General features: G+C 65.3%; 19 protein-coding genes. 10 read left to right on the top strand and 9 right to left on the bottom strand.

The genetic code is table 11. The features are described 5' to 3' along the window. Positions 1 to 76: 76 nt before the first annotated feature. From preA to LGN19_RS29090, 3 genes are all read right to left on the bottom strand, one after another. The gene (gene preA, locus LGN19_RS29100) at positions 77 to 1,396 is read right to left on the bottom strand and encodes an NAD-dependent dihydropyrimidine dehydrogenase subunit PreA (protein ID WP_226218569.1); all 1,320 of its coding nucleotides are present in this window, start codon (positions 1,394 to 1,396) and stop codon (positions 77 to 79) included. 64 nt (positions 1,397 to 1,460) lie between these two features. Further along, on the bottom strand, positions 1,461 to 2,798 hold the full coding sequence (locus LGN19_RS29095; RefSeq protein WP_226218567.1) for an NAD(P)-dependent oxidoreductase: 1,338 nt from the start codon (positions 2,796 to 2,798) through the stop codon (positions 1,461 to 1,463). Positions 2,799 to 2,925: 127 nt separating this feature from the next. Further along, positions 2,926 to 4,206 carry a Zn-dependent hydrolase gene (locus LGN19_RS29090; protein ID WP_226218566.1) on the bottom strand — a complete coding sequence of 427 codons (1,281 nt, stop codon included), beginning with the start codon at positions 4,204 to 4,206 and terminating at the stop codon, positions 2,926 to 2,928. A 356-nt stretch (positions 4,207 to 4,562) separates the two neighbouring features. Between LGN19_RS29090 and LGN19_RS29085 the strand changes: the two genes are divergently transcribed. Further along, positions 4,563 to 5,261 (top strand): TetR/AcrR family transcriptional regulator, encoded by a 699-nt coding sequence (locus tag LGN19_RS29085; protein ID WP_226218564.1) that lies wholly within the window; start codon positions 4,563 to 4,565, stop codon positions 5,259 to 5,261. A 372-nt stretch (positions 5,262 to 5,633) separates the two neighbouring features. Next, positions 5,634 to 6,287, top strand: coding sequence for a response regulator transcription factor (locus LGN19_RS29080; RefSeq protein WP_174957614.1), 654 nt, complete (start codon positions 5,634 to 5,636; stop codon positions 6,285 to 6,287). Positions 6,288 to 6,418: 131 nt separating this feature from the next. Here the strand turns inward: LGN19_RS29080 and LGN19_RS29075 are convergent, their stop codons facing one another. From LGN19_RS29075 to LGN19_RS29065, 3 genes are read right to left on the bottom strand one after another with little or no spacing between them, the layout of a single operon-like run. After that, complete coding sequence (locus LGN19_RS29075) at positions 6,419 to 7,609, bottom strand: acetyl-CoA C-acetyltransferase (RefSeq protein WP_174957615.1); 1,191 nt, start codon at positions 7,607 to 7,609, stop codon at positions 6,419 to 6,421. Positions 7,610 to 7,627: 18 nt separating this feature from the next. After that, entirely contained in the window at positions 7,628 to 8,395 is a 768-nt protein-coding gene (locus LGN19_RS29070) for a 3-hydroxyacyl-CoA dehydrogenase (protein ID WP_226218563.1), read from the bottom strand. A gap of 22 nt (positions 8,396 to 8,417) precedes the next feature. Next, a complete protein-coding gene (locus LGN19_RS29065; RefSeq protein ID WP_226218562.1) occupies positions 8,418 to 10,085 on the bottom strand; it encodes an acyl-CoA synthetase in 1,668 nt (555 codons plus the stop codon). 144 nt (positions 10,086 to 10,229) lie between these two features. Between LGN19_RS29065 and LGN19_RS29060 the strand changes: the two genes are divergently transcribed. Further along, positions 10,230 to 11,249: an AraC family transcriptional regulator gene (locus LGN19_RS29060; protein ID WP_174957618.1), complete on the top strand. Its 1,020-nt coding sequence runs from the start codon at positions 10,230 to 10,232 to the stop codon at positions 11,247 to 11,249. A 142-nt stretch (positions 11,250 to 11,391) separates the two neighbouring features. Then, positions 11,392 to 12,642: an SMI1/KNR4 family protein gene (locus tag LGN19_RS29055; RefSeq protein ID WP_226218561.1), complete on the top strand. Its 1,251-nt coding sequence runs from the start codon at positions 11,392 to 11,394 to the stop codon at positions 12,640 to 12,642. Positions 12,643 to 12,654: 12 nt separating this feature from the next. Here LGN19_RS29055 and LGN19_RS29050 read toward each other — a convergent pair whose 3' ends face one another. From LGN19_RS29050 to LGN19_RS29040, 3 genes are all read right to left on the bottom strand, one after another. Beyond that, the gene (locus tag LGN19_RS29050) at positions 12,655 to 14,064 is read right to left on the bottom strand and encodes a purine-cytosine permease family protein (protein WP_226218559.1); all 1,410 of its coding nucleotides are present in this window, start codon (positions 14,062 to 14,064) and stop codon (positions 12,655 to 12,657) included. A 302-nt stretch (positions 14,065 to 14,366) separates the two neighbouring features. Further along, the gene (locus LGN19_RS29045; protein WP_226218557.1) at positions 14,367 to 15,758 is read right to left on the bottom strand and encodes an aspartate aminotransferase family protein; all 1,392 of its coding nucleotides are present in this window, start codon (positions 15,756 to 15,758) and stop codon (positions 14,367 to 14,369) included. Positions 15,759 to 15,839: 81 nt separating this feature from the next. After that, on the bottom strand, positions 15,840 to 17,345 hold the full coding sequence (locus tag LGN19_RS29040) for an aldehyde dehydrogenase (protein WP_226218556.1): 1,506 nt from the start codon (positions 17,343 to 17,345) through the stop codon (positions 15,840 to 15,842). Between the two features lie 92 nt (positions 17,346 to 17,437). Here LGN19_RS29040 and LGN19_RS29035 point away from each other — a divergent pair, with 92 nt between their 5' ends. From LGN19_RS29035 to LGN19_RS29010, 6 genes are all read left to right on the top strand, one after another. Then, positions 17,438 to 17,641 carry a hypothetical protein gene (locus LGN19_RS29035; RefSeq protein ID WP_226218554.1) on the top strand — a complete coding sequence of 68 codons (204 nt, stop codon included), beginning with the start codon at positions 17,438 to 17,440 and terminating at the stop codon, positions 17,639 to 17,641. Between the two features lie 88 nt (positions 17,642 to 17,729). Continuing rightward, positions 17,730 to 18,329: a hypothetical protein gene (locus LGN19_RS29030; protein WP_226218553.1), complete on the top strand. Its 600-nt coding sequence runs from the start codon at positions 17,730 to 17,732 to the stop codon at positions 18,327 to 18,329. A 92-nt stretch (positions 18,330 to 18,421) separates the two neighbouring features. Then, the gene (locus LGN19_RS29025; RefSeq protein ID WP_226218551.1) at positions 18,422 to 18,793 is read left to right on the top strand and encodes a nuclear transport factor 2 family protein; all 372 of its coding nucleotides are present in this window, start codon (positions 18,422 to 18,424) and stop codon (positions 18,791 to 18,793) included. A 109-nt stretch (positions 18,794 to 18,902) separates the two neighbouring features. Beyond that, positions 18,903 to 19,367, top strand: coding sequence for a GNAT family N-acetyltransferase (locus LGN19_RS29020; RefSeq protein ID WP_174957623.1), 465 nt, complete (start codon positions 18,903 to 18,905; stop codon positions 19,365 to 19,367). A 55-nt stretch (positions 19,368 to 19,422) separates the two neighbouring features. Then, a complete protein-coding gene (locus LGN19_RS29015; RefSeq protein ID WP_226218550.1) occupies positions 19,423 to 19,887 on the top strand; it encodes a DUF6714 family protein in 465 nt (154 codons plus the stop codon). A 76-nt stretch (positions 19,888 to 19,963) separates the two neighbouring features. Further along, positions 19,964 to 20,365 carry an ankyrin repeat domain-containing protein gene (locus tag LGN19_RS29010; protein ID WP_226218548.1) on the top strand — a complete coding sequence of 134 codons (402 nt, stop codon included), beginning with the start codon at positions 19,964 to 19,966 and terminating at the stop codon, positions 20,363 to 20,365. The last annotated feature ends 170 nt before the right edge of the window (positions 20,366 to 20,535 follow it).

The raw sequence follows: 20,535 nt of genomic DNA, 5'->3' as shown, positions 1-20,535 counted from the left end.
CGCCGGCATCATGCGATGCCGGCCCGGGTGGAACGAAAAGCGGCGGTGCAGGATGGCCCGCGCCGCCGGACGCCGGTCAGGCCGCCTTCTTCGCGTGCTTCTCGGGTGCCGGCGCCGCACCGGCACTCGCTCCCGCCTCCGCGCTCGCCGGATTGTTCGGATGCGTGGTCCAGTTCGCGTAGTCGCCCGAATCGACACGCTCCATCGTGATGCATTGCTCGACCGGACACACATGCATGCAAAGATTGCACCCGACGCATTCCGAATCGACCACTTCGAAGTGGCGCACGCCGTCCTTCGTCGCCGTGATCGCCTGGTGCGACGTGTCCTCGCACGCGATATGGCACAGCCCGCACTGGATGCAGCGGTCCTGGTCGATGCGTGCCTTGATGTCGTACTTCAGGTTCAGGTATTTCCAGTCGGTCACGTTCGGCACCGCGCGGCCGCGGATGTCGTCGAGCGTCGCGTAGCCCTTCTCGTCCATCCAGTTCGACAGCCCGTCGGCCAGATCCGACACGATCCGGAAGCCGTAGTGCATCGCGGCGGTGCACACCTGCACGCTGCCGGCGCCGAGCACCATGAACTCGGCCGCATCGCGCCAGTTCGAGATGCCGCCGATGCCCGAGATCGGCAGGTTCGGCGTTTCGGGATCGCGCGCGATCTCCGCGACCATGTTCAACGCGATCGGCTTGACCGCCGGGCCGCAATAGCCGCCGTGCGTGCCCTTGCCGTCCACGGTCGGCATCGGCGCCATGTGGTCGAGATCGACCGCGACGATCGAGTTGATCGTGTTGATCAGCGACACGCCGTCCGCACCGCCCTTGTACGCGGCGCGCGACCCCATCCGGATATCGCTGATGTTCGGCGTGAGCTTCACGAGGCACGGCAGCTTCGTGCCTTCCTTCACCCAGCGCGTGACCATCTCCACATATTCGGGTACCTGTCCGACCGCCGCCCCCATCCCGCGCTCGCTCATTCCGTGCGGGCAGCCGAAATTCAGTTCGACCGCATCGGCGCCCGTATCCTCGACGAGCGGCAGGATCCATTTCCAGTCGCGCTCGTTGCACGGCACCATCAGCGACACGATCAGCGCGCGGTCCGGCCAGTCGCGCTTTACCTGCGCGATCTCTCTCAGGTTCACGTCGAGCGGACGGTCGGTGATCAGCTCGATGTTGTTCAGCCCCGCGATGCGCTGACCGTTCCACTGCACCGCGCCGTAGCGCGAACTGACGTTGACGACGTGCGGATCGAGCCCGAGCGTCTTCCAGACGACGCCGCCCCAGCCCGCCTCGAACGCGCGGTTCACGTTGTAGGCCTTGTCGGTCGGCGGCGCGGAGGCGAGCCAGAAGGGATTCGGCGAAGTGATGCCCGCGATGGTGCAGCGAAGGTCGGCCATGTTCGGCTCCGTGAGAGTGGGGTCGTGTTCGTTGTGCTCGTGGTGTGTGACGCGCGATGCGCGGTCACGCAGCCTTCGCGTCGCGCTGCGCGAGCGTCGCGTCGATCGACGCGGCCGCGCGCTTGCCGTCCTGCACGGCCTGCACCGTAAGGTCGACGCCGCCCGTCGCCGCGCAGTCGCCGCCGGCCCACACGTCGGGCCATGCGGTGCGCCCGTCCGCGTCCGCCGCGATGCGCGCGCCGTCCGCCGTCAGCAGCGTAGCGTCGATGCCTTCCGGCACCAGCGTCTGGCCGATCGCCTTCAGCACCATGTCCGCGTCGACGGTGAAGCGCTCGCCTGACGCCGCCTCGAACTCGACACCCGTCACCTGCCCGTTCGCGCCGGCCATGCGCACCGGCTTCCCGTGCGTGACGAGCGTGACGCCGCTCTTCTGCGCGAACTCGCGCTCGGCCCACGTCGCGCTCATCGCATCCACGCCGCGCCGGTACACCATCGTCACGCGCTCGGCGCCGAGCTTGCGGCTCTGCACCGCCGCATCGATCGCCGTGTTGCCGCCGCCGATCACGACCACGCGCCGCCCGACCGGCACGTTCTCCAGCGCATCGGCCTGCCGCACCTGCTCGATGAAGTCGACCGCGTTCATCACGCCACCCAGTTGCTCGCCGTCGATCGAGAGCGCACGCACGCCGCCGAGGCCCATCGCGAGAAACACTGCATCGTGCTGCTCGCGCAACGCGTCGAGCGTCATGTCGCGGCCAAGCGCGACGCCGGTTTTCAGTGTGATGCCGCCCACCGACAGCAGCCACTCGACCTCACGCTGCGCGAAATCGTCGACGGTCTTGTATGCGGCGATCCCGTATTCGTTGAGGCCGCCGGCCTTCGGGCGCGCGTCGAACAGCGTGACGCGGTGCCCGGCGAGCGCAAGCCGGTGCGCGCACGCGAGCCCGGCCGGGCCCGCACCGACCACCGCGACGTGGCGGCCCGTGTCGGGCGCGCGCGTGAAGCGCACCGCGCCGGTCTCCATCGCCCAGTCGGTCGCATGCCGCTGCAGCGCACCGATCGCGACGGGCTGCGCATCCTGGTGGTTGCGCACACATGCGCCCTCGCACAGGATCTCGGTCGGGCACACGCGTGCGCACATCCCGCCGAGCGGATTCGCCGACAGGATGTCGGTCGCGGCGCCCTTCAGGTTGCCGTTGCCGATCTTGCGGATGAAGCTCGGGATGTCGATCTGCGTCGGGCAGGCCTGCACGCACGGCGCGTCATAGCAGTAGTGGCAGCGGCTGGCGGCGGCCGCTGCGGCAGTCGGATCGAGCAGCGGCGCGATATCGGCGAATTCGCACGAGAGTTGCGTGGACGACAGGCGATGCGCGGCGATATCGCCGGTTGGCTTGGTGGTCATACGCGTTCCTTCGACTGGGTGGAGACAAAGCCGTCCCCGCCGGCTGTGAATGCACAGTCGGGGCGGTCGTTCTTAGGAATGCTACGGTCAGGCGATGAGTAGCCAGCCGGCTGCTACGGTCTCTGCGTCATGAAGCCGGCTCGCATGCACGCGACAGCATCGCGTGCAGCAGCACGTTCGCGCCGGCCTCGATCCATGCGGGCGTCGCGTCCTCGATCTCGTTGTGGCTGATGCCGTCGACACACGGCACGAACACCATCGACGTCGGCGCGACCTGAGCGAGGTAGCACGCATCGTGGCCGGCACCGGACACGATGTCTCGATGCGAGAAACCGAAGCGGTCGGCCGCACTGCGCACGGCTTCCACGCAGGCAGCGTCGAACGCGACCGGCTTGTAATAGAAAATCTGCTCGAGTTCGGTCTCGAGCCCGATCTCGCCCGCGATGCGCGCCACACCATCGCGCAACGCAGCATCCATCTTCGCGAGCACCGCGTCGTCCGGATGACGGAAATCGACGGTGAAGAACACGCGGCCGGGAATCACGTTGCGCGAGTTCGGGTAGACCTGCATCATGCCGACCGTCGCGCAGCCGAACGGCGCATGATCGAGGCCGATCCGGTTGACGAGATCGACCACGCGCGATGCGCCGAGCAGTGCGTCGCGGCGACGCGGCATCGGCGTCGGCCCCGCGTGCGCTTCCTGGCCGGTGAACGTGATCTCGTACCAGCGCTGCCCCTGCGCGTCGGTCACGACACCGATCGTCTTGCACTCCGCTTCGAGAATCGGCCCCTGCTCGATATGCAGTTCGAACGCCGCGTGCAGCTTGCGTCCGCCGCACGGCACGTCACCCGCGTAGCCGATGCGCGCCAGTTCTTCGCCGATCGTCTTGCCGTCCACGTCCTTGCGCGACAGCCCGTATTCGAGCGGGAACACGCCCGCGAACACGCCGGATGCGACCATCGCGGGCGCGAAGCGCGAGCCTTCTTCATTGGTCCAGATCACGACCTCGACCGGATGCTCGGTCTCGATGCCGTGATCGTTGAGACTGCGGATCACCTCGAGGCCACCGAGCACGCCGTAGATACCGTCGAAGCGGCCGCCCGTCGGCTGCGAATCCGCGTGCGAACCCGTGACGACCGGCGCCGCATCGGCTACGCGGCCCGCGCGGCGCATGAACACGTTGCCCATCGTATCGACCGTCACCGTGCAACCGGCGGCCTTCGCCCAGCCGACGATCAGGTCGCGGCCGGCCTTGTCGAGATCGGTCAGCGCGAGGCGGCACACGCCGCCCTTCGGTGTCGCGCCAATCTTCGCGACTTCCATCAGGCTGTCCCACAACCGCTTGCCGTCGACCTTGATCGACGTGTCGAAAGCTGCCCGCTTCACTGTTTCCGATACCGCGTTCATTCGTATCGCTCCTGTGGGGTCGGTGATGTCGTCAGCCCGGTCTGTGCCGGTGCGTGTCATGCCTGTTTCGGGGCAATGCCGCCCAAGCGCGGTGCATGCCCTGATCGTTCGCGAAGTTCGTCCGATGAATCGGGTCGAAAGGTTTCCGCCGCTCGTCGAATCCTGTCCGATTGGACAGGTTTTAGACGATCAAAATGACCAAATCAATCTCTTTCTTGCGTGAATGAATGGAGCGAGAAACGTGCCATCGCAACGCAGCATGACGATGAATGCGCGATGTCCGCACACGTGCGCGCGATGCGAATCAGCGGCTAGAATGAAGCCCAACGCGGCACGCCCGCCGCGCGAGGGCAACGATGAGACATGACGAGGCGGCAACCGAAGCCACCGACAGCGGCGAAACGCCCGCGCCTTTGCGGCGACGCAAGGCGCACATCCGCGAGTCCAACGAAGCGCATCTGCTCGCCTGTGCGGAGGCCGTATTCGCGGAACGCGGGCTCGACGGCGCGAGCACCGCGATGATCGCGGAGCGCGCTGGCCTGCCGAAAGCGAACCTGCATTACTACTTCCCGACGAAGCTCGCGTTGTACCGCCGCGTGCTCGACGACCTGTTCGAGGACTGGCATCGCGCGGCCGGTTCGTTCGAGGCCGACGACGATCCCGTCGAAGCGATCGGTGCCTACGTGCGCGCGAAGATGGCGCTGTCGCGACGGCGTCCGCTCGGCTCGAAGGTCTGGGCCAACGAGATCATCCACGGTGCGGAGCACATGCAGGACATCCTGTCGGAACGCGTGAAGCCGTGGTTCGATACGCGCGTGAAGGTCATCGATGGCTGGATCGCGCGAGGGCTGCTCGCGCCGATCGACGCGCATGCGCTGATGTACCTGATCTGGGCAACCACGCAACACTACGCGGATTTCGATGCGCAGATCCGCGCGCTGAGCGGCAAGCGGACGTTCACGCAGAAAGCGTTCGACGAGAAGACCGAACAGGTCGTGCAGCTCGTGATTCGCGCGTGCGGGGCGGTGTCGCCTGAGGCAAAGCGATCGGCATGAGAACGGCGGCGGATGCCGCGTCGCTGAGTGGCTCGTCTCTGCGCAATCACGGGCAGCCTCGACGGTAGTGACGGCCAACCCCAAGCGACGGGTCTCAGCAAAACCATCGCGCCATCACGTCGTCAAATGTGCCGGCCCAATGCCCGTTCAAGCTATTCGGAACAATCTGCTTTTCGTCAGGAAATATCTGACGCACCACTCGGCGCATTCGCTGTCAATCCGCATTCGAGTAAGGTAAGCGGCAAGGACAGGGTGGCTTTGCGGCAATGGGCGCCGATACCTTGTCAGCCATCGCTTCAACCGAAAACCGAATAGACTGCCCAGCCAGTGCTGGCGTGTTCGACGAAGAAAATCAATCAAGCAGAGGGGACCGTGAATCGTCGTATTGTGATCGTGGACGACCATCCACTGATTCGAATGGCAGTGCGAGTGATTCTGGAGCGTGACGGCCATGAAGTCGTCGCGGAGTGCCGCACGGGCGTGGACGGCGTGCAGGCCGTTCGGGCGCTCAAGCCCGATCTGGTCATCCTGGATCTGGTCATTCCCGATCTGGACGGCTTCTCGGTCATGGATCGCCTGCGCGGCGCCGAACTGGACGCCAGCATCCTGGTGCTCACGTCCGGCGACACGCGCAACTATGCAATGCGTTGCCTGCAAGCCGGCGCGTCAGGCTTTGTCTGCAAGGACGACGGATTGGATGAAATATCCAAGGGCGTCAAGGCGCTGCTCGCCGGCTATTCGTATTTCCCGCAAGTGGTCACCAACATGCTTCGCGAAAACTTGCTGGAAGTCGCGGCGAGCGAAGCCACAGGCCAGGCCGCAGAGCTCGATGGGCTCACCGACCGCGAAATGACGGTCCTCGGCCTGTTGGTGAAAGGAATGAACAACCAGGAAATCGGCCGTACGCTCATGCTCAGTCACAAAACGGTGAGTACCTACAAGGTGCGTCTGATGAGCAAGCTCAACGCCCCGAACATGGTCGAACTGGTGAAGGTCGCGCAGCGCAATGGCATAGCGACATCCTAGCTGCTTTCATATCGATCGATTGACGAGCGCGCGCGAGATGCCCAAAAGAAAACGGGCGACCGGCAACGCGCGGAAGATTCCCGCGCGATACCCGTCGCCCGCGTTGCAGCGTGCGTACTATGCGTCGTGCGTCAGGCGACGCGCTCGATCGCGATCGCCGTCGCCTCGCCACCGCCGATGCACAGCGACGCCACCCCGCGCTTGAGGCCGTAGTTTTCCAGCGCGGCCAGCAGCGTCACCATCACGCGCGCGCCCGATGCACCGATCGGATGGCCGAGCGCGCACGCGCCGCCGTGCACGTTGACCTTGTCGTGCGGCAGGTCGAGATCGCGCATCGCGGCCATCGCGACCACCGCAAATGCCTCGTTGATCTCGAACAGATCGACGTCGCGCAGGTTCCAGCCGGTCTTCTCCGACAGCTTGCGAAGCGCGCCGATCGGCGCCGTCGCGAACAGGCCCGGCTTGTTCGCATACGTCGAATGTCCGACGATCACGGCCTTCGGCGTGAGGCCGAGCCGCTCGGCTTCCGAGCGACGCATCATCACCAGCGCCGCCGCGCCGTCGGAGATCGACGACGAGTTGGCGGCCGTCACCGTGCCGCCTTCGCGGAACGCCGGCTTGAGCGTCGGAATCTTGTCGAGCTTCGCCTTGCCCGGCTGCTCGTCGATCGACACGACCGCTTCGGCCTTGCCGGCCTTCACGGTCACCGGCGCGATCTCCGACACGAAGCGCCCTTCCGTGATCGCACGTTGCGCGCGCGTCAGCGATTCGATCGCGAACGCATCTTGGGCTTCACGCGTGAATTGATACGACTGCGCGCAATCCTCCGCGAACGTGCCCATCAACCGGCCCTTGTCGTACGCGTCTTCCAGTCCGTCGAGGAACATGTGGTCGAGCACCTGCCCGTGACCCATGCGCATCCCCGCGCGCGCCTTCGGCAGCAGGTACGGCGCATTCGTCATGCTCTCCATCCCGCCCGCGACGGCGACACCCGCCGAACCCGCCAGCAGCAGGTCGTGCGCGAACATCGCGGCCTTCATCCCCGAGCCGCACATCTTGTTGACCGTGGTCGCGCCCGCCGCGAGCGGCAGCCCGGCCTTCAGCGCGGCCTGCCGCGCCGGCGCCTGGCCCTGGCCCGCCGGCAACACGCAGCCGAACACGATTTCATCGATACGCTCGGCCGGCACGTTCGCGCGCTCGAGCGCCGCGCGAATCGCTACCGCGCCAAGGTCGCTCGCGCTGGCTGCCGCGAGGTCGCCCTGAAAACCACCCATCGGCGTACGCGCCGTACCAACGATTACGATCGGATCCTGAGTCGTCATGATTCGCTTCCTCCAGTGTCAGCGCGGTGCCATGCGCAACGCGCCATCGAGACGGATAACTTCGCCGTTCAGCATCGTGTTCTCGGCGATGTGGCGCACCAGCGCCGCAAATTCTTCCGGGCGGCCAAGCCGCGGCGGGAACGGCACGCTCTTGCCGAGCGCGTCCTGCACGTCCTGCGGCATGCCGGCCATCATCGGCGTCGCGAAGATGCCCGGTGCAACCGTCACCACGCGAATGCCGAACCGCGCGAGTTCGCGCGCGATCGGCAGCGTCATGCCCACCACGCCACTCTTCGACGCCGCATACGCAGCCTGCCCGATCTGCCCGTCGAACGCCGCGACCGACGCAGTGTTGACGATCACGCCGCGTTCGCCGTCCGCATTGGCGTCCTGCTTCGACATCGCTTCGGCGGCCAGCCGGATCATGTTGAACGTGCCGACCAGATTGATCGACACCGCGCGCGCGAAGCGGTCGAGCGAGTGCGGGCCGTCGCGGCCAACCACCTTCTCGCCCGGCGCGACACCCGCGCAGTTGACGAGCGCGTCGATGCGGCCGAACGCGTCACGCGCGGCGGCAATGGCCGCCTGGCCGTCGGCTTCGCTCGTCACATCGGTCTTCACGAAGCGTGCGGCCGCGCCGAGTTCGTGCGCGAGGCCCGCACCTGCCTCTTCGTTGACGTCCAGCAGCACGGCCTTGCCGCCATCCGCGACCACCATGCGCGCCACCGCGGCGCCAAGGCCCGAACCGGCGCCCGTGATCAGAAAAACGTGATCCTTGATATCCATTCGCAGTCCGTACAGTATGTGTTCAGGGTTGAGCGACCTTCTCGGCTTCCATCTTGCGCAACACGAAGCGCTGGATCTTGCCGCTCGGGGTTTTCGGCAGCGCGTCGACGAAGTCGATCGCGCGCGGATAGGCGTGAGCGGACAGCCGCCGCTTCACGTGCAGGCTCAGTTCCTCGGCCAGCGCCGGCGTGCCGTCGAAGTCTTTCGACAGCACGACGAACGCCTTGACGATCTCCGTGCGCTCCGCGTCGGGCACGCCGATGACGGCGGCCTCGCTCACCGCAGGATGCTCGATCAGCGCGCTTTCCACGTCGAACGGGCCGATCCGGTAGCCGGACGACGTGATCACGTCGTCCGCGCGGCCGATGAAGCTCACGGTGCCGTCCGGCTCCAGCTCGACGTTGTCGCCGGTCCGGTAATAACCGCCCGCGATCGCCGGCGTGTCCTGTTGCCAGTAGCCGTGGAACCACAGCAGCGGCGAGCGCGCGATGTCGATCGCGAGGTTGCCGGGCTCGCCGGGGCCAAGCTCACGGCTCGCTTCATCGAGCACCGCGACACGGTAGCCCGGCATCGCGAAGCCAGCCGAACCGGCGTGGACCGCATGCGCGAGGCCGTGGTGGTTGTTCACGACCATCCCGAGTTCAGTCTGGCCGTAGTGATCGTAGATCGGCGCGCCGAGCGCCGCGTCGAACCAGCGCACGACCTCCGGATTCAGCGGTTCGCCCGCGCTGCTGACCACGCGCAGCTTGCCCTTCAGCCGCGCCGCCGCTTCCGTCCCGGCCGCCATCAGCATCCGGTATGCCGTCGGCGAGCCGGCGAGGCTCGTGATCCCGAGCCGTTCGATCACGTCGTACGTGCTGTCTACCGTGAAGCTGCCCTCGTAGAGCGTCGTCGCGTGGCCCAGCAACAGCGGGCCCGTGATCGCGTAATAGAGGCCGTACGCCCAGCCCGGATCGGCGATGTTCCAGAACCGGTCGCCGGCACGCAGGTCGACCGCTTCGCGCATGTACGCGCCGAACGCGAGCAGCGCGCGCAGCGGCACCGGCACGCCCTTCGGCAAACCCGTCGTGCCCGACGTCGACATCATCATGAACAGGTCCGTCCCCTTGCGCAGCACCGGTTCGAACGCGTCGGACTGCGCATCGAGCACCGCACGGAAATCGATGTCGCGTGCCGGCAGCGTTTCGGCCGGCTCGCGCACCGTCGCAACGGGCGGGCAATCGGCGATCTCGTCGAGCTTCGCGCGATTCGCGACGTTGGTCACGACCAGGCGCGCGTCGCTCATGCGCAGCCGGTGCTCGATCGCCTTCGGGCCGAACGCGGTGAACAGCGGCTGGTAGACGGCGCCCGCGCGCCACGTGCCGAGGATCGTCGCGACGAGTTCCGGCGTGCGCGGCAACAAGCCCGCCACCACGTCGCCCGGCTTCACGCCTTGCGCGACCAGCAGGTTCGCGACGCGTGCCGACAGCGCCTTCATCTGCGCAAACGTGTAGCGGTGGTGCTGCCCGCCCGCGTCGATCCAGTCGAGCGCGATCGCGTCCGCGGATGCGTGCCGGTCGCAGCATTCCACGCACGCGTTCAGGCCGCGCTCCAGGTCGCCGTGCAGTTGCTGCGCGGCGGTCTCGATACTGAACCGGGCCACGGCGTCGGCGTAGGCCGGCACCGCCCGGGCGGTAGCTCCATCAGGCATGCGTGTCTCCTGTGCGTTATGGCCGCCGGCGAGCCAGGGGCGCGCCGGGGATAGTTCGATAGTAGACAGCCCGTACATTGCAATCAATGACAAACAGAATCTAGAATCGTGATCGCTTTTGCCATGTCGGGAGGATGCAGAAAAATGGGGCCGCAGATGATTTCGCCGGATTTCGTCGACGACGCGCTCGCGTGCCTGCGCCGGCAAGGCCTGCCGACGGAGCCCGTGCTGCGCGCCGCCGGCCTGCCGGCCGCCATGCGCGAGCCCGTCACGCCGCAGCAGTACGGCCGGCTGTGGCTCGCGATCGCCGGTGCGCTCGACGACGAGTTCTTCGGCCTCGCCGCGCGCCCGATGCGGCGCGGCAGCTTCACGCTGCTGTGCCACGCGGTGCTGCACGCGGGTACGCTCGACAAGGCGCTGCGGCGGGCGCTGCAATTCCTGCGCGTGGTGCTGGACGAGCCGCATGGCGAGCTCGTCGTAGCCGACGGGCAGGCGCAGATCGTGCTGACGCAGACGGGCGCCCCCTACCCGGCGTTCGCGTACCGGACGTTCTGGCTGATCCTGCTCGGCGTCGCATGCTGGCTGATCGGCCGGCGCATCCCGCTGCAACGCATCGACTTCGCATGCCCGAGCCCCGACCAGCGCAGCGACTATCACCAGTTCTTCGGCGTTCCCGTGCATTTCGACCGGCCCGACAGCCGGCTCACGTTCAACGCCGCGTACCTCGCGCTGCCGACGATCCGCTCCGAGCAGGCGCTGAAGACCTTCCTGCGCGGCGCGCCCGGCAACCTGCTGGTCCGCTACCGGCACGATACGGGCTGGGTCTCGAAGACGCGCGCACAGCTGAAAACGCTGCCGGCCGCCGAGTGGCCCGACTTCGATACGCTGGCCGTGCGCCTTGGCACGACGCCGGCGACGCTGCGGCGGCGTCTGCGCAGCGAAGGTCAAAGTTTCGCGGCAATCAAGGACGAGTTGCGCGGCGCGCTGGCGCAGTCGCTGCTGCGCGGGCACGCGCTCAGCGTTGCGGAGATCGCAACCGAGCTTGGCTTCACCGAGCCGAGCGCGTTTCATCGCGCGTTCCGGAAATGGACGGGCACGAGCCCCGGCGCGTTCCGGCGGGACGTGCATGCGGCGGAGGGGGAGCCGGGGGTGGCGAGCGGATGACGCGGCAGGCCGTCGTCAACGATGAATGCCCGACCGACACGGAAGCGTCCACGCGACGCTGATACGATGCGACCTATCGACCGCCGTTCGTTCCCCATGAACGACGGAGAACATCCAACCCACCACCACCGCTCCCGCTCCGATGCAAGCCACCCACTTTTCCGACGCTGAACTGGCCGACCTGCGCGCGCACGGCATCGTGCTGTTTGCCGACCGTGTGATCTTCGACGCACAGCCGCCGATGCCGGCCGACCAGATCGCGGCCGTGCAGGCCCGCTGCCACGGCGACCTCCCGCCCGCGCTGCTCGATTTGTGGCGCACGACGGCCGGCGGCAGCCTCGACTACGACCTGACGCTGGAGATGAACGGTCATATCGAAGGAATCAGCTGGGGCGAACTGTTCTACAACGGCAGCGACAGCTATCGCGACCTGGAGGGCTGGATCGACCACGAACTCGAACTGGCCGAGGAAGCCGCCGAGGAGGATTCACGCGCCTGGAGTGGCAAGCTCGACGTATTGCCGTTCGGCGGATTCGAATATTGCGACCGCATTTACATCGTGACGGAACCCGACGCAAAGGATTGCGGCCACGTGCTCGCGTGGAAACAGGGGCTGCCGCCTGCGTGGCGCGGTGCGATGCACGAGGACGGCCTCGCGACGATCGCCTCCGACCTGTACGCGGCATTCGGCGCGCTGCAGCTCCATGCAGACCCGCTGGAACCTGGCCAGAGCGGAACCGGTATAACGTTTCTCGAGTATGTCGACGAACGTCGGATGGAGCATGGTCTGTCAGCGCCGCTGGCGGACAAGCTGATCGCGTTCTTTTGCCAGGCCGTGACCGACTGGCGCACGCCGCTCGCCGCCGGCACGCTCGCCACCCAACCGGCGCTCGCGCGCCAGGCGTTGCGAGACGCGATCGACCACGACGACACGGCGCTCACCATGCAACTGGCGCCGCTCGTCGCGAATCTCGGCACGGCGCTCGCCGGCAGCTCGATCCCGACCGACTACGCGCTGCGGCGCGAGAAGTTTGCCGCCGCCACCGCATTGCTTGAATCCGGTGCGCCGGTCGCGCCGGATTCGCTGGAGTCCGCCTCCGGCAACGTGCCGGCCGCGCTGATGCGCGCACTGCTCGACGCCGGCGCACAACCCGATGCCGACGCAATGGCGCGCTGTGTCGCCGGCGGCGGCGCCGACAGCGCGCGCCTGATCGGCGCGGCACTGGCGGCACAAGGCGTTGACGCTGCCGCCGCCTACCGTACGGCGAGTGCAACGCTGCTGCGCAAGTTCACTGCCGACATCGCCGAGGTCCGCAAGGGCAAGCTCAGCCACTATCTCGGCCTCGACGGACTCGAAGCCCACGCTGAACGCCTCCGGACATTCGTGCTGTAACGTGACACGGACTCAGCGGGAAACCGCGTCGGCGCGCGCGGCCACACCCTGCAGCGGCCGCGAAAACAGCTTGCAACCCGCGTAGTAGACCAGCGACGTCAGCGAGAGACCGACGATCCACGACACGTCCGCGCCGCCGAGCCGGCTCGCCAGTTCGCCCGTATAGAGATCGGTCGCCATGAACGGCGCCTGTGCGACGATGCCGATGAAGTACGATCCAACGGCAATCGCATTGAAGCGTCCGTAGATGCCGCCGTCCTGCCGGAAGAACGAATCGACGTCGTACTCGCCATGACACACGAGGTAGTAGTCGACGAGGTTGATCGCGGTCCACGGCACGAGCACGTACAGCAGCAGCAGGATGAAGTTCGTATAGCCGGCGAGGAAGTTGTTCTGCCCGAACAGCGCAATCGCGAGCGCGATGCCGCACAGGACGATCGCGGTGATCGCCCGCGCACGCGCCTTGCCCGACCAGGACGGAAAGAGCGTCTGCAGTACGGTGATGGCTGACAGCGCACCGCAATACAGCTCCATCGCATTGCTGGCCGCAATGCCGAACGACAGCACTACGATCACGAGCACGCTGATCCCTTGCGTGAGGCCCGTGAGGCCACTCACGACATTGCCGTCGGGCGTCGCGAGGCCCACCAGGCAGCCGAGCAGCATCGGGAAGAACGAGCCGAGCACGCAGCCCCAGTAACTCGACCAGAACGCCGTGCGCGGCCCGGTATCGGGCGGCAGGTAGCGCGAATAGTCCGACACGTAAGGTGCATAGGCGATCTGCCACAGCGCGGCGACCGACATCGCACCCAGGAAGCCAGACAGGTTCAGCGAATGCTTCGAGAACGTGTCGGCGGGCAATCCATGCACGAAGATGATCCACACGAATGCCAGCACGAGCACGCTGCCCGAGCACCAGCTCAGCAGCCGCGCATACGCGTGGATCAGCTTGTAGCCGTAGATCGAGCCGAGCAGGCTGATCAGGCCGATCACCACGACGCCCGCCTCGAGCGGAATATCGGCGCTCAGGCTGTGCAGCGCCTGCCCGCCGAACACGCAGTTCGACGCGAAGAAGCCGACATACATCACGACGACCAGCGCGACCACGAGCAGCGCGCCGAACGACCCGAACTGCCCGCGGGTCTGGATCATCTGCGGCACGCCAAGTTGCGGCCCCTGCGCGGAATGCAGCGCCATGAAAACCGCGCCGATCAGGCTGCCGACGAGCGTGGCGAGCGCCGCCCACCAGAACGGCTGCTTGAACACCGTGGTCGCGAGCGATCCGGTGACGATCGTCAGCATCATGATGTTCGACCCGAACCAGATCGTGAACAGGTCCTTCGCGCTGCCGTGCCGCTCGGTCAGCGGAATCGGCTGGATGGTGCTTTCCTCGAGATGAGCAATGGACTCGCCCTGACTCATTTCGTCTCCTTGTTTCTGTTGTGATGTTCGCGGGTTCGGGGGCTGAAGGGTGAAGCGGAATGCCTGGTCTACGCGAAGCGTGCCTGCTGCGATCAACCGGTCATTTATTTGCATTCCTTATTAATAGGCGTGCAACAGCACACCACTTCGCCGGACCACCACCCACGATGCCCAATCTTCAACCTGCCGGATTGCCGCTCCGGCGCCTGAACGCAGCCGGCCCGTCGCGGCAGCGAAACCCGTGGTTCGGTGCGCTCCCGCCCGTCTGTCTGTCGCCGGACGGAAGCGCGTCGCTCAACCGGTCAGCAGTCGATCCCGAGCACTTCGCGCGCAGTGGCGTCCACGGCCTTGCGCATCGTGCCGACCAGTTCGTCGATTTGCGCGTGATCGATCACCAGCGGCGGCGCAACGATCAGGCGGCCATTGGTCGAACGCACGATCGCCCCGAGTTCGAACCCGACCGTCCGGCTGTGCCAGGTCAGGTCGGCCTCGTTCGCAAAGCGCTCGCGCGTCGCCTTGTTCTTCGCGAACTGGATCGCGCCGACCGCGCCCACGCCCTGGATCTCGCCGACGAGCGGATGACCGTCGAACGCATCGCGCAGCGCTTTCTGCAGGTACGGTCCCGTATCCATCTTCGTCCGCTCGACGAGGCCTTCGCGTTCGAGCACGTCGAGGTTGGCCAGCGCGACGGCGGCCGCGACCGGGTGCCCCGAATAGGTCAGCCCGTGCGCGTAGACGCCGCCCTTGTCGACCAGCGCATCGCCGACGCGCCGGCTCATGATCAGGCCGCCCATCGGCACGTAGCCCGAGGTCAGCCCCTTGGCCATGCAGATCAGGTCCGGTTCGAAGCCGAAGTGACGATGCGCGAACCACTCGCCGGTACGGCCGAAACCGCCGATCACTTCGTCCGCGCAGAGCAGCACGTCGTACTGACGGCAGATGCGCTCGATCTCCTGCCAGTAGCCGTCCGGCGGAAAGATCATCCCGCCCGCCCCCTGGAACGGTTCCGCGACGAACGCCGCGACGCGCTCCGCGCCGATCTCGAGGATCTTGCGCTCAAGCGACAGCGCCGCCTGCTTGCCGAATGCCTCGGGGCTCAGATCGCCACCATTCGCGTACCAGTACGGTTCGTCCACGTGTGTGATGTTCGGAATCGGCAGATCGCCCATTTCATGCATGAACGCCATGCCGCCCAGCGACGCGCTGCCCACCGTCGAGCCGTGATAGCCGTTCACGCGGCCGATCAACACCTTCTTCTTCGGCTTGCCCATCACGTCCCAGAAGCGTCGCACAGTGCGAATCAGCACTTCATTCGATTCGGAGCCCGAATTGGTATACACCACGTGACTGAAGCGATGGCCGAGCAGCGCGAACAGACGCTCGGACAGTTCGATCACCGACGGATGCGTCGTATGAAAGAACATGTTGTAGTAGGACAGTTCCTTCATCTGCCGCGCGGCGGCGTCGATCAGCTCCGGCCGGCCATAGCCGACGTTGGTGCACCACAGCCCGGACATGCCGTCCAGGTAGCGGTTGCCGTCGTTGTCCCATAGATGGACACCTTCGCCGCGCACCATCACGCGTGCGCCTTCCTCGTTCAGCGCCTTCTGGTCGACGAACGCATGCAGATGATGCGCGGCGTCGCTGCGTTGATAGTCCTGCGTCGTACGATGCGGAAAGTTGGGCGCATTCATAGGCGAGTCTCCGGTTCGTTTTGTGGATAAAAAGCGTTGTCGTATGGCGCGGCGCAGCCGCTTGCGGCCCGCCGCGTCGAATCAGTAACTGATCCAGGTCGTCTTAAGGCCCGTGTACTTGTCGATCGCATGCAGCGAAAGATCGCGGCCGAAGCCCGACTGGCGGAACCCGCCGAACGGCGTCTGCGCGCTCAGCGCATCGACCGTGTTGACGGACACCGTGCCGGCGCGCAGCCGGCCCGCCACACTGTGCGCGCGCGACAGGCTGCCGGTCCAGACCGACGCGGCAAGCCCATAGATCGAGTCGTTCGCGAGCCGGACGGCCTCGTCCTCGGTGTCGAACGCCATCACCGACAGCACCGGCCCGAAGATCTCCTCGCGTGCGATGGCATCGTCGTGCTTCACGTCGATGAAGATCGTCGGCTCGATGAAGTAGCCCTTGCCGTCGATACGCGGCGCGCCTCCGCCGATCGCGAGCGTCGCGCTATCGCGGCCGCGGGCGATCCACTCGCGCACGCGCCGATGCTGCTGCTCGTCGACGACGGCCCCCATCCCGCTCGACGGATCGAGCGGATCGCCCGGCATGAACGCGGCGGCATGCGCAATCAGCCGGTCGACGAACGCATCGTGAATCGAACGCTGAACCAGCAGCCGCGAGTTGGCGGAACACACCTCGCCCTGGTTGAAGAAAATACCGAAGCACGCCTTGCGTGCGGCCAGGTCGAGATCGTCGGTATCGTCGAAGACCAGGTTCGGGCTCTTGCCGCCGCATTCGAGCCACACCTGCTTCATGTTCGACTGCGCGGCGTACTCGAGGAATTTCTTGCCGACGGCCGTCGATCCCGTGAATGCGAGCACGTCCACATCGGGATGCAGCCCGAGCGCGCGCCCCGCGGTCTCGCCGTAACCCGGCACGACGTTCAGCACGCCCGGCGGCAGGCCGGCCTCGAGCGCCAGCTCCGCGAGACGCAAGGCGGACAGCGGCGATTGTTCCGCCGGCTTCAACACGACGCTGTTGCCGGCCGCCAGCGCTGGCGCCACCTTCCACGCGACCATGTCGAGCGGAAAATTCCACGGCACCACGGCGCCGACGACGCCCAGCGGTTCGCGCGTGACGACCGCGAGGTTGCCGGGGTCGGTTGACGCGACTTCGCCATGCAGTTTGTCGACGGCTTCGCCGTACCAGCTGAAGAGACCGCCCGCGGCCGGCACGTCGATGCTGAATGCATCCGCGACACGCTTGCCCATGTTGAGCGAGTCGAGCAGCGCGAGCTCCGCACCATGCGATGCGATGAGTTCACCGAGCCGACAAAGCACGCGCTTGCGCGCGGCCGGCGCACAGCGCGACCACGCGCCGGATTCGAACGCGTGACGCGCGGCACGCACCGCGTCGTCGACATCCGCTGCATCGCACGACGCGACTTCCGCGATGACGGCCTCGGTGGCCGGATTGATCGCGGCAAACGTCTGGCCGCTGCGGGCCGGCACGCTGCGGCCGCCAATATGCGCGAGCGTTCTCGGGACAACTTGCGCCGCAAGACGTCTCCAGTCTGCGTGCTGATGGTTTTCTGCTGAAGTTGGGTTCATTCAAGACTCCGTTTTGACGACCAGGCATTTGTGCGTTGTTCTCTGCCTGCATTCGACCGGACGAAAGACGCCAGCGGGCACGACCGGGGCCCGTGACCGCCGAGAATCGCCGCAGTCGTCCGGTTGGCCAACTGTCGGTCATCAAAATGAGATTTGAAAGAACAGTTTTTCTTCTCATTGAAGAGGTTATTTCTATTCATCCCGCGGTCGTGCAGTGGGTTTTCCTGCCCCGTCACGATCCCGGTGCCGTTTGTTTGTGTGGGATCGCATCGGCTTTCCGGCGCGCCGCGACGTGACACTCGCTGCGACACCTGGCCGGCACGACATTGCGCCCCGGCCCGTCCGACCACATACTGGTCGGCCTGCGCGAACAAGGATGCGTCGATGGTGAATGTCGATCAGGGCGCCGCTTCGATCTTTGGCGCGATTGGAACGGCAGTGTCTTTGCTGGCCGCGATTCCGTACGCACTCGCGATCTACCGGCGCATCGTTCGTCCGCATCTGTTCACATGGCTCGTGTGGTCGATCGTCACGGCGATCGCGGCTGCCGGCCAGTTCGTCGCGGGTGCAGGGCCGTCCGCGTGGTGCACGGCGGCGATTGCCGTCACCTGCTTTCTGACGCTGGTGGCCAGCATCTTTCGAGGCGAACGCGGCTGGACACGCGTCGACTGGCTTTTCCTGGGCGCGGCGCTGTCAGCCATTCCGCTGTGGATGCTGACCGACGATCCGACGATCTCGATCTGCCTGGTCACGCTGATCGAGCTTGCCGGCCTCGGCCCGACCGTCCGCAAGACGATCCGCGATCCATGGAGCGAGAGCCTCGCGTATTTCGCGCTGTGCGTGGTCAAGTACGCGCTGGCGTTGCTGGCGCTGAGCACGTGGAGTGTCGCGGTCGCGTTCTATCCGGCCGTCAACGTCATCGCGTCGGTCGGCATTTGCGTGGTGATGCTTGTCCGGCGTCAGTCGCAGTCGAACGCGCGGTAGACGATATCCGTCGGTGCGGTATGTTGCTTGCTGCTGTTGCTCGCCGGTATGAGTGAAACCACACACCTTTAGAGATGATGCGAGGCCCTGAAATGGACGCAATCCATACAGCCATCGAACCCAGCGAAGCCGCGCTTCGTGCCGCGATGCTGGCCAACGATGTCGAGGCGCTCGATGCGCTGCTGGACGACGATCTGGTGTTCACCGTCCCGACCGGCCAGGTCATTTCGAAGGCGGACGACCTGGCCGCGCATCGCGCGAAGCTTCTGCGTCTCGACAGACTCGATGTGCAGGAAACGCACGCATGCGCGATCGGCGAGATGATCCTGACCACGACGAAGGCAATACTCGCCGGCCATTTCGATGGCACGGCGTTCGATGGCGAGTTTGCCTATACTCGGCTGTGGCGCCGATCGCGTGCCGGCTGGCGCGTCGTCGCCGGGCATGCATCGCAGCTCCGGTAACCGCGTCGAGCTCGCTCTCCCTTCGAATCGGCAGGCCGCGAATCCGGAGGGGCGTCGATGCGAGCCGGACGATACCCCGCCGAAGGTGTCGACCATGACAGGAGACGAGATGCACCAACCATTCACCGTCCGCGCTGCCCGCACCGCGGACGCGGACGAGCTCACGCGACTGGCTCGCATTTCGAAGGCACACTGGGGCTATCCGAAGGACTGGCTCGACTTGTGGCAGAGCGATCTCACGATTGCGCCGGAGACGATCGATGGGTCGATCGGTTACGTCGCGGAATCCGGAGAGGCAATCATCGGGTTCTGGGTCAGGGCGTCATCGGAAGCGGATCGCCCGACGCCCGGATGGCTGTTTGTCCATCCCGACCACATGGGCCGGGGTGTCGCCCGTGCACTGTGGGAAGAGGTCCGCCGGGAAAGCGCCGCAAGAGGGATCCGAAGCTTTGTGATCGAAGCCGATCCCAATGCGGTTCCGTTCTATCTGGCGCTCGGGGCTGAAAAGATCGGCGAAAAGGAATCGAGTGTCGTCCCGGGCAGGTTCTTTCCGATCTTGCGGATCACGATCTGATATCTGACATCGCAGGCTCCAGGACCAAGTCAACCGTGCAGGCAAACGGCCTAGAATGAGTTTGGACTTTTCATTGTTTCCGAACGATCCCTTCCCAAAGGGGGCACCGATCACCAACAGATCGGGGATCGAGTCGTGTGCCGTCGATGACTTCTTTCGAGGAAAGAAGCGCTTCGACAGAACGCTCAAGGAATTGCGGGAAGACTACGAGTGCGATGAATCCGCGTGCCTCGCTTTCATGGAGCCGGAGGCATTTGCGTTCTTTCTTCCGTTGTTCATGAAGATAGCGACCCACGAATATGATGAGGCTGACAACATCCCCGATTCTCTCGTGTACAAGCTGCACCGAATGGCAACGGGCGGAGCGAACGACTGGCTCGATGAAATATTGAAGACATACTCAAAAGATCAACGAGACAGCGTCATTGATTTTCTCGGCGAGATGAGTCGAATCGAGTGGCGGCATCAAGATCCTGACTTGGCGGCAGATACTGCCAGCCTATTGCGCGAAATATTTTGATCAACGCTTTTCGATTCGGTCCTCAATCGACTCGAAGTCTCATCTTAGTCGTTGCGAAGAGGATCAAGGTGTCGTTGTGAACAAAAGGAACAAGGGTTCAGAGGTGACATCCGAGGAGCGTCTGAAAGCAATGTTCGAAAAATACGCAACTCACCCCGAATTCCTAGGACTTGAGTTAACCGATCCCAACCAGCGAGGCGCGGTTGGTGACACCGTTTTACATCTCGCGGCTCGAACAGGTGCGATTGAAGACATGAAGGTCCTTATCGATGCTGGTGCCGATGTAAACGTCGCCGGAGACCTCGGCAACACGCCACTGCATCAGGCCGCCATGATGGATCAATTCGATTCGGTCGAATTTCTCTTGAAATGCAGCGCCAGGAAGCATTCAAAAAATGAATTTGGTCAGACGCCGCTCGAAGTTGCCGAGCTTAACGAGAATGCCAAAATAATCCGGCTTCTTAAGACGCGTCGATGAAATCGACTCCTGAGTCGGGCCGATCCCACACACGCATTTTCGCCGCGCAAATGCAAAAACCCCCGCCTTTCGGGCGGGGGTTTCTGGCTTAAGGAGCCTGACGATTACCTACTTTCACACGGGAATCCGCACTATCATCGGCGTAGAGTCGTTTCACGGTCCTGTTCGGG

It is taken from the genome of Burkholderia sp. AU30198 (assembly GCF_020419825.1).
GTDB lineage: Bacteria > Pseudomonadota > Gammaproteobacteria > Burkholderiales > Burkholderiaceae > Burkholderia.
The sequence above is the reverse complement of the archived record's forward strand: the minus strand, read 5'-3'. Positions and strand labels throughout refer to the sequence as shown.

What these genes read in the sequence shown, in the direction of transcription:
- preA (WP_226218569.1), bottom strand. Translation starts at nt 1,396, where the DNA reads ATGGCCGACCTTCGCTGCACCATCGCGGGCATCACTTCGCCGAATCCC.
- LGN19_RS29095 (WP_226218567.1), bottom strand. Translation starts at nt 2,798, where the DNA reads ATGACCACCAAGCCAACCGGCGATATCGCCGCGCATCGCCTGTCGTCC.
- LGN19_RS29090 (WP_226218566.1), bottom strand. Translation starts at nt 4,206, where the DNA reads ATGAACGCGGTATCGGAAACAGTGAAGCGGGCAGCTTTCGACACGTCG.
- LGN19_RS29085 (WP_226218564.1), top strand. Translation starts at nt 4,563, where the DNA reads ATGAGACATGACGAGGCGGCAACCGAAGCCACCGACAGCGGCGAAACG.
- LGN19_RS29075 (WP_174957615.1), bottom strand. Translation starts at nt 7,609, where the DNA reads ATGACGACTCAGGATCCGATCGTAATCGTTGGTACGGCGCGTACGCCG.
- LGN19_RS29070 (WP_226218563.1), bottom strand. Translation starts at nt 8,395, where the DNA reads ATGGATATCAAGGATCACGTTTTTCTGATCACGGGCGCCGGTTCGGGC.
- LGN19_RS29065 (WP_226218562.1), bottom strand. Translation starts at nt 10,085, where the DNA reads ATGCCTGATGGAGCTACCGCCCGGGCGGTGCCGGCCTACGCCGACGCC.
- LGN19_RS29060 (WP_174957618.1), top strand. Translation starts at nt 10,230, where the DNA reads ATGGGGCCGCAGATGATTTCGCCGGATTTCGTCGACGACGCGCTCGCG.
- LGN19_RS29055 (WP_226218561.1), top strand. Translation starts at nt 11,392, where the DNA reads ATGCAAGCCACCCACTTTTCCGACGCTGAACTGGCCGACCTGCGCGCG.
- LGN19_RS29050 (WP_226218559.1), bottom strand. Translation starts at nt 14,064, where the DNA reads ATGAGTCAGGGCGAGTCCATTGCTCATCTCGAGGAAAGCACCATCCAG.
- LGN19_RS29045 (WP_226218557.1), bottom strand. Translation starts at nt 15,758, where the DNA reads ATGAATGCGCCCAACTTTCCGCATCGTACGACGCAGGACTATCAACGC.
- LGN19_RS29040 (WP_226218556.1), bottom strand. Translation starts at nt 17,345, where the DNA reads ATGAACCCAACTTCAGCAGAAAACCATCAGCACGCAGACTGGAGACGT.
- LGN19_RS29030 (WP_226218553.1), top strand. Translation starts at nt 17,730, where the DNA reads ATGGTGAATGTCGATCAGGGCGCCGCTTCGATCTTTGGCGCGATTGGA.
- LGN19_RS29025 (WP_226218551.1), top strand. Translation starts at nt 18,422, where the DNA reads ATGGACGCAATCCATACAGCCATCGAACCCAGCGAAGCCGCGCTTCGT.
- LGN19_RS29020 (WP_174957623.1), top strand. Translation starts at nt 18,903, where the DNA reads ATGCACCAACCATTCACCGTCCGCGCTGCCCGCACCGCGGACGCGGAC.
- LGN19_RS29015 (WP_226218550.1), top strand. Translation starts at nt 19,423, where the DNA reads ATGAGTTTGGACTTTTCATTGTTTCCGAACGATCCCTTCCCAAAGGGG.